The following is a 13,752-nucleotide window of genomic DNA, read 5'->3' as shown; positions in this document are numbered from 1 at the left end:
GCTTTCGGGTCACCTTTCACCGCAACTATGCGGTCGTTCTTGACGGCGACCATGACTCCACAGCCCGTCCCGCAGAACCTACAGACAGCCTTGTCCCAGCGCCAGCCTGCCTCTGCCTTCGCTGCCTTGGCGAGCGCCTCCTTGGGGACGCTCATCCCAACGGCGGTTGCTGCAGAAACGGCGGCAGCCGTCTTTAAAAAGTCCCTCCGGGAAACTCCCTTGCCGGGAGCCCTTTCCTTAACAGTAGCCTCAGCCATGACTATACCCTCCTATAGCTGATAAACATCACATGACATAGGTCATGTAAATAAGTATAGACTTTTTTTACCTGTTTATCAAGTTATCATAATTATCGGATAAACGTTGAGAGACAGAGGGTTGAAAGTTAGTATGCGGGTATTTACCTAAGACCTTCTCTTACCAAGAACTTTGAGCGGTAGTCCCCAGACCTTGGTAAAGTGTTTGCCCGCTATGTGGTCAAAGGCATCCTCCTCGGTGTAGGTGGCAAGATCCTCCTCGTAGAGGGAGTTGGGCGATCTCCTGCCTACCACGCTGACGCTGCCCTTGTAGAGCTTGAGTCTGACCTCGCCGCTGGCGTCCCGGGCAAGCCTGCCCGTGAAGGCGTCCAGAGCCTCTCTCAGGGGTGTAAACCATAGACCCTCGTAAACGAGCTTTGCATACTCGTGGGGAACGTGATTCATGAAGTAGTGGAAGGTGAACCTGTCGGTAACGAGAGATAGGATGTCCCTGTAAGCCTCGTAGAGGACGAGAGCCCCCGGAGCCTCGTATATCTCCCGGCTCTTTATACCCACGAGCCTGTTTTCCACCATGTCTATCCTGCCGACCCCGTGTCTGCCCGCTATCTCGTTTAGCTCAAGTATGAGGTCGCTGAGAAGTCTGTACTCTGCGCCGTTCAGACTCCTGGGAACACCCTCTTCAAAGCCTATAGTGACGTACTCGGGTTCGTTAGGCGCCCTTTCGGGAGAGGTAGTTATCTGGTAAGCGTCCTCGGGCGGCTCCTGCCAGGGGTCTTCCAGGGGACCACACTCAACCGATACACCCCAGAGGTTTCTATCTATGGAGTAGGGTTTTTCCTTCGTAGCCTTCACGGGTATCCCGTGCTTCTTGGCGTACTCAACCTGCTCCTCCCTCGCCTTGAACTCCCACTCCCTCACCGGAGCGAGGACTTCTATATCGGGGTTCAGAGCCCATACGGACAGCTCAAACCTCACCTGATCGTTGCCCTTTCCCGTTGAGCCGTGCGCCACATAGTCCGCCCTGAACTTATCAGCGTAATGGACGAGCTTCTTAGAGATGAGTGGTCTTGAGAGGGAGGCTGTGAGGGGGTACTTACCTTCATACAGGGCTAAAGCCCGCAGGGTCGGCAGGCAGAAGTCCCTCGCGAACTCCTCCTTTATGTCCTCCACTATGGCTTCAACGGCACCTGCAGCCCGCGCCTTGTCGGGTATCTCGGCGAGCTCCTCACCCTGACCAACGTCCGCCGTGTAGGTTATAACCTCGTAGCCTTTGTCCGTCAACCACCTGACTATAACGGAGGTGTCAAGACCTCCCGAGTAAGCGAGCACGACCCTCTTAGCCATAGGGAAGTATTATAATCCCTTCTATAATATCTCCCGTGTGGAGAGAGGCGCTCCTCCTGTGGAAGCTCAGCCTTAAAGCCAGCCCCCCGCTGACGGGAACCGTTATAGCACTTCTGACCCTTTTAAACCTACTTACCTTCCTGCCACCCTTCAGCATGATGGCGTTCCTCCTTAACTACTACATACTGTTTTCCTTCGTAGTCTTCGTGTCAAAGAAGTTCATTGAGGGAGAGGGCAGCCTTAGCTACGTGGAGAGGAGCATGAGAGAGAACTCCACAAGAGCCCTCTTCACTTACTTTTACGAGACCGTGGCAGTCCTCGTAGGACAGATTATCCTGAGCGTTGGTGCGGTTATATTTGCACTTGTCGTGCTGAGCGTGGGAGGGGTATGGTCGGTCATACGACCTCTGCTTGAGGGCGGAGAGGTCAGCTGGACTGGGCTACTCATAAGCACCCTTCTCGCCGTCTTCGTATACCTTTCGGTGGTGACCTCCTTTCCCATATTCTTCGGGAGGGCTATGCTGAGAGGTAGGGGCTTCAGCGGAACCCTGAAGAGCTTCGTAACCTCCCTGTATGCGGAGATAAGCTGGAAGACCATACTGAACTGGGACTACCTGAGGTCTTCGGCGGTTATATCCCTGATAACCTTTGGGTTCTTCCTGGCTCACCTTCTTGTGGTCATTATCACACCCCTTCTGGTCTTTGGACCAGTCCTGACCTTCCTAACCGTGCACCTGTTATACACCTTCGGTACGGTGGCAGCCTTCAAGCTCCTCCGCTCCTGAATATGTCAACGGGGTTGAGCTTTGCAGCCCTCCTGGCTGGGTAGACGGAGGCGAACCATGAGAAGGCGAGGGCGAAGAGAGCACCGCCGACGTAGTACCAGTGGGAACGGTCAAGTATGAAGCCCTTAGCCCTTATCAGACCCTCAAGGTCTATCTCTATGCTCGCAAGGTACTCTTGAGCTACGTAAGCGGACACACCCCCTATGACCACACCCATCGCACCTATCAGGAACCCTTGCAGCAGGAATATGTAGGTTATGTCCCTGCTTGAGTAACCCATAGCTTTGAGAATGGCGATGTCCCTCTGCTTCTCCAGAACGGTCATCATAAGTATGTTGAATATCCCGAAGGCGGAAACCAGGAGTATAGCTCCGACCACCATGTAGGTTATCGTCTTCTGTATCTTGAAGAGCTGAAGAAAGTTACTGTAGGCTTCCTGCCAGCTCTGGGCATCGTGCCCCGTCCTCGCCTCTATGTGTCTGGCTATACTTACAGCCTCGTCCACATCCTTGACCCTCACCACGAGCTCGTTCACCTCGTTGGGTCTGTCGTAGAGCTTCTGCATAGCCCTTATGTGTATGTAAGCCCTGCTCTTATCTATCGTGGTTATACCAGAGTTGAAGAAGTCCACAACCTCAAACACCTGAGAGGTACCTCTGGGGGATATCAGTATGACCTTCTTACCCGTTTCCCTGACGCCCAGATCCCTCGCCACGAGCTTGCCCAGTATAATCCCATTCCTCCTGACCTTCAGAGAGTCAAGGTTTCCCTTCTCAAGGTATCTCTCCACGCTCGTCGCCCTTCCCTCAAGGTTCGGGTCTATGCCGAACAGGTTTACGGGAACGTCCTTGGGTCCAAACCTGACTATAGCGTTCCCCCTCAGGTGGGGGGACATTCCCAGGATACCCTCAAGGGACGAGAACTCCTCTATGATCCTCCTGTAGTCCCCCAGCTTGTCCCTAACCTCCTTGGGCTTGGAACCGAGGACTTCAACTATCACGTCCTCATCAAAGACACGGGAGAGTATCCTCTTCTCGTCGTAGTTAAACTTGGGCTTTATGGATATGTGGGCGTCAAGGTCTATAACCTGCTTTATGAAGTGCTTCTGAAAACCAAGCATAAGAGAGCTCATCACCACGAAAGCCGCCATGCCTATAGCCACCCCCAGGGTGGAAACTACGGTCTGCCTCCTCCTCTGAAGGATAAGCTTCAGGCTGACGAACAACACATGACGCATGCCTTTACAATTTTAAGGGAATGGAAGATATAAGAGCCCACGCCCTGAGCGTAGAAAAACTGCTGGAAGTTCTCAAGAGCTCCCATTCGGGGATAGGTGAGGAAGAGGCTGAAAAGAGGCTGGCGCTCTACGGCAGAAATGAGGTAGAGACGGATAGGGAGAGTGCAGCGTCCATACTCCTGCGGCAGTTCAAAAGTCCCCTCGTTTACATACTCCTTACAGCCTCACTCGTAGCCCTGCTGATGGGTGAGAGGGTGGACTTCCTCCTGATAGTGGGCATAGTCTCCGTTAACGCTCTAATAGGCTTCTTTCAGGAGTACAGGGCTATGACCACCCTGGAATCCCTCAGAAAGATGACGGAGCTGAGCGCAAAGGTCATAAGGGGAGGCAGGCTCAGGGAGATACCCTCCTCTACGGTGGTTCCGGGAGACATAGTCCTGATTGAGGAGGGGGACGTGGTTCCCGCAGACATCAGGCTGATTGACAGCAGGAGTCTGCTTATAGATGAATCTCTGCTTACCGGGGAGTCAGTGCCCGTTGAGAAGGATCATGAAGCCCTCCTTCCCGAGGACACACCCCTTTACGAGAGAAAAAACTTAGCCTTCAAAGGGACACTCGTGGTCAGGGGATACGGTAAGGGTGTGGTTTACGCAACGGGTTTCAACACCGAGCTCGGAAAGATAAGCCTCAGGGCTGGCGAAACATCTCCCGATACACCCCTGACGAGAGCCCTAAAGAGCTTTTCGAAGAGATGGATGGCGGTTCTGGTGAGCCTGCTCTCCTTCCTCTTCTTGGTGGGCATTCTTCAGGGAAGAGGTTTTTACGAGGTGGGTATGCTCGTTATAGCGGAGCTCGTGTCCGCCGTTCCCGAGGGACTGCCCATAGTGATAACCCTCGTCTTAGTTGTCGGTGCCCTCAGGCTCTCAAGGAGGAAGACCTACATAAGGTACTTGCCCGCTGCGGAGACCCTTGGGAGCACGAGCTTCATAGCCGCGGACAAGACCGGGACCATCACCCAAGGGAAGCTGAAGGCTCAGGAGAGCTTCGCCCTTGACAGAGATGCCCTCATCCTCGTATCGGCTCTGTGCAACAACTCCGACGGCAAGAGAGGAGACCCCGTTGAGGTAGCCCTCGTAAGGTGGCTGGAAGAGGAAGGGATAGACTGGAGAGCTATCAGGGAGTCCTTTCCAAGGGTCAGGGAGTTCCCCTTTGACACGAGGAGAAGGCTCATGGCTACGGTGCACAGAACGGAAGACGGCTACCTCCTCCTCGTCAAGGGGGCTCTTGAGAGCCTATCGGAGATGACCACGGAGATACGGGAGGAGCTTAAAAAGGTGCACGACGAAATGGCTGAGAGGGGGCTCAGGGTTCTCGCCTTCGGTATAGCCAGGTTAGGAGAGCCCCCCGAGTCCTTAGAGGGCGTGAAACTCAAAGTAGTCGGTCTCGTAGGGTTTATAGACCCTCCCAAGGAGGGTGTGAAGGAAGCTGTTGAAACTGCAAGGAAGGCTGGTATAAGGGTGATCATGATAACGGGAGACAACCTCAAGACCGCGAAGGCGGTAGGAAGCATGGTCGGGATATACAGGAGGGGAGACTGGGCTATAGAGGGCAGGCAGATGGAGAGCTATACGGACGAGGAGCTCTACAACCTCCTGAAGAAGACCGCCGTCGTAGCGAGGGCGCTACCCGAGGACAAGTACAGGATAGTGAGGGTTCTCCAGAGCAGGGGCGAGATAGTGGCGGTCACGGGGGACGGCGTTAACGACGTTCCAGCCCTCAAGGTCGCGGACATAGGGATAGCGATGGGCTCGGGCGCTCAGGCAGCGAAGGACGTGGCGAAGATGGTCATAACGGACAATAATCTCTCTGTCATAGTTGAGGCTGTCAGGTGGGGCAGGGTGATAGCCAGAAACATTCGCAGGGCGATACACTATCTCCTGTCGGCGAGCTTCGGTGAGGTGTTCCTAATATCAAGCTCTTTTCTCATGAACCTGCCCTTTCCCCTATACCCGACCCAGATACTCTGGATAAACCTCGTGACAGACGGGGTGCAGGATAAAGCCTTCCCCTTCAACAGGGAGGAGATAGACCTCATGAGGGAAAGACCGAAGAAGCCGGAGAGCCTATTCTTTGACAGGAGCCTCCTTCTGGACACACTCTCAACGGCGGCTTTCATGGGAACCGTAAACCTGCTTCTCTTTTACTACCTGCTGGGGAAGGAGAGCTACCCTCTCGCAGTGAGCATAACCTTTACCTCCGTAGTCGTAAACCAGTGGTTCATAGGGATGCAGACGATCAGAGAGCTCCCGTTCCTCTACAAGCCCTGGAGGAACTTCACCATGAACCCCTACATATATCTCGGTCTGGTTGCCGGAGTACTTTTACAGCTCGGAGCTTTGTACCTCTTCCCCTCCTACCTGCACGCCGAGCCTCTGCCTACGGAAGGCTGGTTCCTCGTCCTAACCACTTCAATAGGCGTATTCCTGTTTATAGAGCTTAGAAAGACCCTTAAGTTCCTGTTCAGAAAGAGAGGTCACTCTTGAACAAGACAGGGAGTTCCTGGGGGGTAACCTATGACCTCCGCATACCTCTCAAATACCCTGTTCACTTTAACCTTCCTTCTTTCTCCATCAACTACAAGCACGGCGAAGCCGTCCTTCACAGCACCTAAAGGCACCACGGTGGTCTTAAGTCTGCTGACCACGATGTTCCCCTCAACGACTGAGTTCACCGGGACGTTCTCCGGTAGATCAACGGCGACTTCAACCTCAACGACCCGACGCGATGGCTCGCTCTCAAGGTCAAAGCTCTCAACCGTGCCCTCAAACACCCTCCCCGGGACGGCGTCCGTTGTTATGTAAACCTTCTGCCCCTTTCTCACTAAGGGTGCAAACTCCTCGTCCACCAGGAGGACGACCTTTTTCTTCAGAGAACCGAGGGATAAGAGCGTGTTCTCCCTGCTCATAGGATTGACGTAATCGCCCTCCTCAACGAACCTCTTCAGAACGATCCCCTCTATGGGACTCCTTATCGTGTAATTATTGAGCTCTCTTCTGAGCGAGTCCCTCTCCTTTTCAAGGTAGGATAGCTCCGTCTCTAATTCCCTTATCCTGTCCCTGAGGCTCAGTTCGGCTATTCTTAGGTCTTCCTTTGCGAGCCTGTAAAGTCTCTCAGCCTCCTCAAGGGCTTCCTTAGGTATGACCCCTCTCTCGTAGAGCCTTAGCCTCCTTCTGTATCTCCTCTCAGCCTTATCAAGGTTCTCCCTCTTGGTGCTGATGCCGTGCTCAAGACTCTTCATGAAGTCGGAATCTTCCTTAAGCCTGTCCTGAAGGAGCTTTATTTTCTTCTCTATGGCTCCTATCCTTTCTCTCAGACCGCCGCTGTCTATGAGGGCGAGGGTCTGACCTTTCTTAACCCTGTCCCCCCTGTCCACGAAGACTTTCCTAACGTAGCCCGAAACGGAAGAGCGAACCGAAAGATAAAGGTCGCTTTTGACGTATCCCGACCCGTAAACAGCCCTGACTACCTCCTTAGTCTGGACGGCACACTCCTCCGAACGTGCCATCGCACCGGTCAGGAGGACAAGGAGGGCGAGCAGCTTTGCAAGTTTCATGGAGATTTATTGTAAAATCCTATCATGGCGCAGATAGTTAAGAAGGAATTCCTTGAGAGCCTCTTAACCCATGAAATTAAGGAGCTGTCCAGGATAAAGGCTCAGCTAAACCTCGCCGAGCACGTTCCAGCCATAGACAACGTCACCGTGGCGGTCGTTCCCGTGAGAGGAAAGGCTGTGGAGGAGGTTACGGAACCAATCAAGAGGGTGCTCAGGGACTCGGACGTCATGTTCCCCGGTGAGGGCTACCTCATACTCCTGCTCCCCGGCACGGACGAGATGGGCGCGATCCACATCCTTGAGGGTGTCTCTGAGTTCCTCGGCGGTGAGATGAAGTTCTCTTACGTGGTGTACCCCCAGGAGGGCGAGTCCGCCAAGGAGCTGGTTGATAGGCTCAAGGAGAAGGCTAAGGCTGAGCTGGGTGTTACCCTGAGCTAAAGGGTTATCTCCACAACCTTGCCCGCAGGGACGTCCACCTTTCTCTCAAGGGTTATGTAGTTCTCCGTTAGCAGTCTTCCGTTCCCGAGGACGGTAGCTCTGAGCTTCCTGCCCATGTTACCCTCGTAAAACTCTTTTCTCTTGATCTCATCAAGCTCCCCGAGGAGCTTAACTCTCTCCTTCTTAACCCCCTCCGGCACCTTGTTCCCGAACCTGCTCGCCTTGGTGAAAGGTCTATCGGAGTAAGGGAACACGTGGAGGTACGCGAAGGGAATCTCCTCCACGAACTTCAGGGTATCTCTGAAGTCCTCCTCGCTCTCACCGGGAAAACCGGCTATAACGTCCGTTCCTACGGCGGACTCAGGTCTCCTCTTCACTATGAACTCAACCACCTCTCTGAACTCCTCTCTTCCGTAGCCCCTCTCCATGAGCTTGAGCACCCTGTCCGAGCCGCTCTGAAGGGAGAGGTGAAAGTGGGGCGCTATCCTTCTTTCGGAAACCACGAGCTCAAGGAGCTCGTCGGAGATCTCCTTCACGTGCATGGAGGAAAGCCTCACAAGCTTTATACCCTCCACCTTAAGCACCTCAAGGAGAAGCTCGTAGAGGGAACTGCCCACATCCCAGCCGTACTGGGAGAGCTGGGTTCCCGAGAGGACAACCTCTTCAAAGCCCTGCAGGGCGAGAAGCCTCACCTGTTCTATGACCTTCTCCTTAGGGGCGCTCCTGACCTTCCCACGGGCGAAGGGTATCACACAGAAGGTACAGAACTTGTTACACCCTTCCTGAACCTTTATGAAGGGTCTTGACTCCTCAAAGTAGAGGACGGTATCAAAGTTCTTGAGCTCCTTCTGACGGAATATCTCCCCAACGACCACCTTTCTGTCCCTGTTCTCCAGAGCTTCCTCAACCAGCTTCAGTATCTCGTCCTTATGGGTGTTGCCGACGACGAGGTCAACCTCTTCAAGGGAGGCGAGCTCCTCCGGTTTTACCTGGGCGTAGCAACCCGTTGCCACCACGAGGGCATTGGGGTTTCTCCTCTTAGCCCGGTAGAGCGCCTGCCTTGAGGAACGGTCTCCGCCTGAGGTCACTGTGCAGGTGTTTATAACGTAAACGTCCGCAGGCTCTTCAAAATCAACCACCTCATAGCCAGACTCCGCGAACCTGGAACGCATCAGGTCTGTATCGAACTGGTTCATCCTGCAACCTAAGGTTACGAAGGAGACCTTCATAGTTTGATAAATATATTCCCTCAGTAGTCCAGGGACGAACAGAGTAGCTTCCTCAAGAGGACGGTGGCGTAACTCCCGGGGGGCAACGTGAAGGATAGCTTTACGTATCCCCTGCCCTCCTCAAGAACTCTCAAACCCTGAGGGAAGGCGAAGGCTTTTCTCACACCGTCGGTGAAGAGCTTTACCCCTATCCTCCGGGCGCGGATCACCTCCTCGTTTATACCTTCTTCTCTGAGAACCTCTTTAATTATCAGCTCCACCTTTTTGTTCTTAGGCTTGAACTCAGTTCCCAGGAAGGGTATCTCAAGCTCCCTTATCTCTTCAAAGAGCCCTTCATCCACCTCCTTTATGAAGGAGAGCCTCCACTTCAAAAACGGAACGGAACAGTGTTTGAAGTACCGAACGACGAAGGTGTTCAGGTATCTGTTCCAGAGGTAGCTCTGGTAAGCAAACAAGAACATGAGCTTGATACTTTTGGGCAACCCCGAGAGGGCTTCTTCATAGGACTTACCCTTCATGAGGGACTTTACGAGGTTTATCTCGGGGTGGGAACTCTGGGGCATGATCCTGAGGAACTCCTTCCACCTTCCCCAAGCTCTCAGGAGGGCTTTCTTTCTGCCTCTGTCCTTCAGAGAGGTGAGGTACTCTTTCACGGCACCTTCGTAGTCGTTCCTGAGAAGGTACTTCACTATAAAGTTCCCGGCGTACCTGACCGACCCAAACCTCTGTTCCCCGAAGTAGTTTTCAAAGCCAAACCTTTTGACGAAGGGTATCCTCTCCTTTAGGAACTCCCTTTTCCTATCTCCGATCCTCCTAAGGGTGATCTCAAAGTAATTCCCCTCTATGTCTCCAAGGCTTACGGGTCTGTTTCCGTAGCCAAGGAACTTCAGGCTCAGGTTTTCCTCCGTAAACTCCTTTATCTCGGGGGGTCTGTCCACCGATATGAACTGCTCTGACAGAGAGTTCTTGTCCTTAAGACCACCGAACCCGATCCTCTTTTCGGGAACTCCGAGGCGTTTCGCAACCTCCCTGACAGCTTCAAGGGTGCTGAGGTTCTTCTTTCTCATCAGGAAGTACGCGAAGCGTCCTTTCTGTTCAAAATCTAAGTGTTTGATCTCCCTTACGTAGAAATCCTCTGGACATTCTTTAACTCTTGCCATAACTTACTTAATAAGGATACATGCAAGCCACAGACATAATTCTGATATCGTTTCTGGCGGGTGCCGGCGCGCTCCTGCTGTGGAAAGGTACCAGAAAAAAGAGTAAGGGCGAGTGCTGCCAGTAGGTCTTGCTGAACTCCATACTGCTGAATTAAAGGAGGTGTACGTGCATGAAGGTATTTAAGGTGAAGAGCAGAAGGGAAAGGGAGAGGATTGAACGAAGGGTGTTGAAGAACAGGAAGGTTGTCGCCGTTGTGAACGACGTTAGAGACCTGAACTCTGACTTTGTTAAGAGGGCTGATGTGGTTGTAGTTGATGAGAGCTTCGGGAGGGAAGGCTTCTCCACACCCAACTGACCGCCGGGCAGTATTCGTGTCTTACGAGAAAATAGGGAGGGGTCATCACAAGACTTCGTAAAAACATCCAACTATACCGTTCCTTGACCATTACACAGATCCGCCTTTGATCTCCGGCTCTCCGTGAGCCCCACAAAAACTTGACAAAATTATACTCAAGAAATATTATAATGAAAGTGAAGAAAGGAGGTAGGAGGAATGATAAGCGAGAATCTGTTTTCAGCTAAATCCCTTGAATACCTGAACAGGGCAAAGGAGATAGCCCGTCAAGAGGGGGACACAAAGGTTGATACAGACCACCTCTTGATAGCCCTTCTGTCTGAGGAAGACTCGCCTCTCGCTAAGTTCCTTGAAAAGAGGGGTGTGGACAGAAGGGAGTTCGTAAAGAGGATAAAGGAACACCTCGGAAACCTCAAAGAGCAGATAGAAAAGGCGGTTGAGCAGGAGGCTAAACAGCTCATAAACCTCCGCTCTCAAATAATGCAGGTCAAGTCGGACATAGGAGGCACTCAGGCTGAACTTCAGAAGCTCAGACAGGCAAGAGCGAGAATAGAGAGGGAGTTAGAACAGGCGCGCAGATACGGGGACTACTGGACGATGGAGAGCCTTGAGCTTGAACTCAGAAGGCTCAATTCCCTTGAACAGAACTACCGCAGACAGCTTGAGAGCGTTGAGAAGAGCCTCAGCTCTGTGTTCAAACCAGAGGACGTAAAAGCGTTCCTTGACAACAGGCTCTCCATAGATGGATTGATAAGGAAGGCTATTGAGGATTCCTCTTTAATTCAGCAGGTCAAGGAGATAGGCATATCACCCGACAGGGTAATAGACAGGATAGCCAAGAGGGTTTTCGGCAAGGAACCGGCTTTTGACTACAGCGAATACCTTATAAGAGTCCTTGAAAATGCCCAGAACAGGGCTGTGAGTGAGGGCGAGAGCCAGGTTCAGCCCTCTCACATAGGAGCCTCTTTGATTGAGGCAAAGGATACGATAGGCGGTAGATTAATAAATCAGGTAATAGGAGGTGAAAAGGAGATGAAGGATGTAGGTCAGGAGCTTAAGGAGGAGGAGAAGTCTCCCCTTGAAAGGTTCGGTGTCAACCTCACCGAGATGGCAAGGGAGGGAAAGCTTGACCCAGTTATAGGTAGAGAGAGGGAGATAAACCAGGTGGTTGAAGTCCTTCTCAGGAGGACAAAGAACAATCCCGTCCTGGTGGGAGATCCCGGTGTGGGTAAAACGGCCATAGTGGAAGGTTTAGCCCAGAGGATAGTGAACAAGGAAGTCCCTCCCGAGCTCCAGGACAAGGAGATATGGGCTATTGATATGGCTACACTCCTTGCAGGTTCCAAATACAGAGGTGAGTTTGAGGAAAGGTTAAAGGCACTATTGGACGAGGTTAAGGAGAAGGGTAACGTAATACTCTTTATAGACGAGATACATACCATAGTGGGCGCAGGAAAGGCTGAAGGCGCGGTTGACGCAGGCAACATAATGAAGCCTGCCCTCGCAAGGGGTGAGATAAGGGTCATAGGTGCAACGACCGTTGACGAGTACAGGAAGTACATAGAGAAAGACCCTGCCCTTGAAAGGAGGTTCCAGCCCATATACGTTGATGAGCCTTCAGAAGAGGAAGCTATGGAAATTCTCAAGGGTCTGCGCCCCAAGCTTGAACAGCACCACAAGGTAAAGATATCCGACGAAGCCATAGAGGCTGCCGTAAAGCTCACCAAGAGGTACGTGACCTTCAGAAAGCTGCCTGACAAGGCTATAGACGCCCTTGACCAAGCGTCCGCCAGGAAGAAGCTCTCGGTTATAGGCGTACCTCCGGAGATACAGGAGGTTGAGAGGAAGCTGAAGGCGCTGGACGAGGAGATAATGAAGGCGAACCTTGAGGGTGATTACGAGAAGGAAGCCCAGCTAAAAGTTCAGAAGGCTCAGCTTGAGAAGGAGAAACAGGAGCTCACGGAGAAACTGGGCGGACTTGATATAAAGGTAAAGGAGTTGAAGAAGAAGATAGAAGAGCTGGATAAGGAGATAATGAAAGCTGCCGAGAGCGGAGACTACGAAAGGGAAGCTCAGTTAAAGATAGAGAAGGTAAACCTGGAGAAAGAGCTAAAAGCCCTTGAGTCCCAGAAGGCGGAGGAGCTCGTGGTCGGCTGGGACGACGTTGCCCAGGTGGTCTCCGAGTGGACAGGAATACCCGTGACCAGGCTCAAAGAGGAGGAGATGGAAAAGCTCCTCAAGCTGGAAGACGAGCTCCACAAGAGGGTGGTTGACCAGGAGCATGCGGTCAAAGCCGTATCCGAGGCTATAAGGAGAGCGAGAGCCGGACTTAAAGACCCCAAGAGACCTATAGCCAGCTTCCTGTTCTTGGGTCCCACCGGTGTTGGTAAGACTGAGCTATCAAAGGCATTAGCAGAACTTCTGTTTGGAGAGGAAGACGCCCTCATAAGGCTGGACATGTCCGAGTTCAAAGAGGAACACTCAGTAGCAAAACTCATAGGTGCGCCTCCGGGATACGTAGGATACGAGGAGGGTGGAAAGCTTACCGAGGCTGTGAGGAGAAAGCCTTACTCCGTGATACTCCTTGACGAGATAGAGAAGGCTCACCCGAGGGTCTTTGACCTCTTCCTGCAGGTGCTTGACGACGGAAGACTCACAGACTCTCACGGTAGAACCGTGGACTTCAGGAACACAGTCATAATAATGACCTCCAACATAGGCTCTCAATACCTGCTTAACATACCCGTTGATGCCAGCGAAGATGTGGTTGAGAGAGAGTTTGAAAAGGCTAAGGAGAAAGTCCTTGACGAGCTGAAGAACTTCTTCAGACCTGAATTCCTCAACAGGGTGGACGAGGTGATAGTCTTCAAGCCACTGACCATGAAGGAGCTCTCACAGATAATAGACCTGCTCGTGGCTAACGTGAACAGAAGGTTGGCGGAGAGAAATATACGCATAAAGTTGACCGAAGAAGCCAAGAAAGAGCTCGTTGCAAGGGGATACGACCCTGCCTTCGGAGCAAGACCTTTGAAGAGAACGCTCCAGAGGTATGTGGAGACACCCCTCGCCGACAAGATAATAAAGGGCGAGATAAAGGACGGAATGACCGTGATCGTGGACTTCCAGGATGGGGAGTTCAAGTTTATACCCGAAGAGGAACACGAACCTGCTACCACACCGAGCGGAGACACAAAAGAGGAAGGCTAAGCCCTTCCTCTTTCTCCACGCCCTTTTTCTATAATTAATTACCTAACGGGGCGTAGCTCAGGTGGTAGAGCGCCGGTTTCGGGAACCGGAGGTCGCAGGTTCAAGTCCTGTCGCCCCGACCACCCT

At 52.5% G+C, this 13,752-nt stretch carries 11 protein-coding genes and 1 tRNA gene; 6 read left to right on the top strand and 6 right to left on the bottom strand.

What is annotated here, in order from left to right:
- Positions 1–257: twin-arginine translocation signal domain-containing protein (locus HG1285_RS12785; RefSeq protein WP_008286711.1), on the bottom strand; the 257-nt coding region annotated here is incomplete at its 3' end.
- 147 nt (positions 258–404) lie between these two features.
- Positions 405–1,601, bottom strand: coding sequence for an argininosuccinate synthase (locus HG1285_RS12790; protein ID WP_008286710.1), 1,197 nt, complete (start codon positions 1,599–1,601; stop codon positions 405–407).
- Positions 1,602–1,636: 35 nt separating this feature from the next.
- On the opposite strand from HG1285_RS12790, the gene HG1285_RS12795 reads away from it, so the two are divergent.
- Positions 1,637–2,386 (top strand): hypothetical protein, encoded by a 750-nt coding sequence (locus tag HG1285_RS12795; protein ID WP_157560488.1) that lies wholly within the window; start codon positions 1,637–1,639, stop codon positions 2,384–2,386.
- Here HG1285_RS12795 and HG1285_RS12800 read toward each other — a convergent pair.
- Positions 2,367–3,623, bottom strand: a complete 1,257-nt coding sequence (locus HG1285_RS12800) for an ABC transporter permease (RefSeq protein WP_032496399.1) — start codon at positions 3,621–3,623, stop codon at positions 2,367–2,369. The genes HG1285_RS12795 and HG1285_RS12800 overlap by 20 nt on opposite strands.
- A 20-nt stretch (positions 3,624–3,643) precedes the next feature.
- On the opposite strand from HG1285_RS12800, the gene HG1285_RS12805 reads away from it, so the two are divergent.
- Entirely contained in the window at positions 3,644–6,166 is a 2,523-nt protein-coding gene (locus tag HG1285_RS12805; RefSeq protein WP_008286706.1) for a cation-transporting P-type ATPase, read from the top strand.
- On the opposite strand, the gene HG1285_RS12810 is transcribed toward HG1285_RS12805, so the two are convergent.
- Positions 6,157–7,236 (bottom strand): efflux RND transporter periplasmic adaptor subunit, encoded by a 1,080-nt coding sequence (locus tag HG1285_RS12810; RefSeq protein ID WP_008286705.1) that lies wholly within the window; start codon positions 7,234–7,236, stop codon positions 6,157–6,159. The two genes, HG1285_RS12805 and HG1285_RS12810, sit on opposite strands and share 10 nt — an antisense overlap.
- Positions 7,237–7,260: 24 nt before the next feature.
- Between HG1285_RS12810 and HG1285_RS12815 the strand changes: the two genes are divergently transcribed.
- Positions 7,261–7,674: a hypothetical protein gene (locus HG1285_RS12815; RefSeq protein ID WP_008286704.1), complete on the top strand. Its 414-nt coding sequence runs from the start codon at positions 7,261–7,263 to the stop codon at positions 7,672–7,674.
- Here HG1285_RS12815 and mtaB read toward each other — a convergent pair.
- On the bottom strand, positions 7,671–8,903 hold the full coding sequence (gene mtaB / locus HG1285_RS12820; RefSeq protein WP_008286703.1) for a tRNA (N(6)-L-threonylcarbamoyladenosine(37)-C(2))-methylthiotransferase MtaB: 1,233 nt from the start codon (positions 8,901–8,903) through the stop codon (positions 7,671–7,673). The genes HG1285_RS12815 and mtaB overlap by 4 nt on opposite strands.
- A gap of 20 nt (positions 8,904–8,923) precedes the next feature.
- Positions 8,924–10,063: a tRNA pseudouridine(13) synthase TruD gene (gene truD / locus HG1285_RS12825; protein WP_008286702.1), complete on the bottom strand. Its 1,140-nt coding sequence runs from the start codon at positions 10,061–10,063 to the stop codon at positions 8,924–8,926.
- 170 nt (positions 10,064–10,233) lie between these two features.
- Between truD and HG1285_RS12830 the strand changes: the two genes are divergently transcribed.
- From HG1285_RS12830 to HG1285_RS12840, 3 genes are all read left to right on the top strand, one after another.
- Positions 10,234–10,419, top strand: coding sequence for a hypothetical protein (locus tag HG1285_RS12830; RefSeq protein ID WP_008286701.1), 186 nt, complete (start codon positions 10,234–10,236; stop codon positions 10,417–10,419).
- Between the two features lie 198 nt (positions 10,420–10,617).
- On the top strand, positions 10,618–13,626 hold the full coding sequence (locus tag HG1285_RS12835) for an ATP-dependent Clp protease ATP-binding subunit (RefSeq protein ID WP_008286700.1): 3,009 nt from the start codon (positions 10,618–10,620) through the stop codon (positions 13,624–13,626).
- 46 nt (positions 13,627–13,672) lie between these two features.
- Positions 13,673–13,748, top strand: a tRNA-Pro gene (locus tag HG1285_RS12840).
- Positions 13,749–13,752 lie beyond the last annotated feature (4 nt).

It is taken from the genome of Hydrogenivirga sp. 128-5-R1-1 (assembly GCF_000171895.1).
This window is presented reverse-complemented; position numbering and strand designations above follow the sequence as displayed.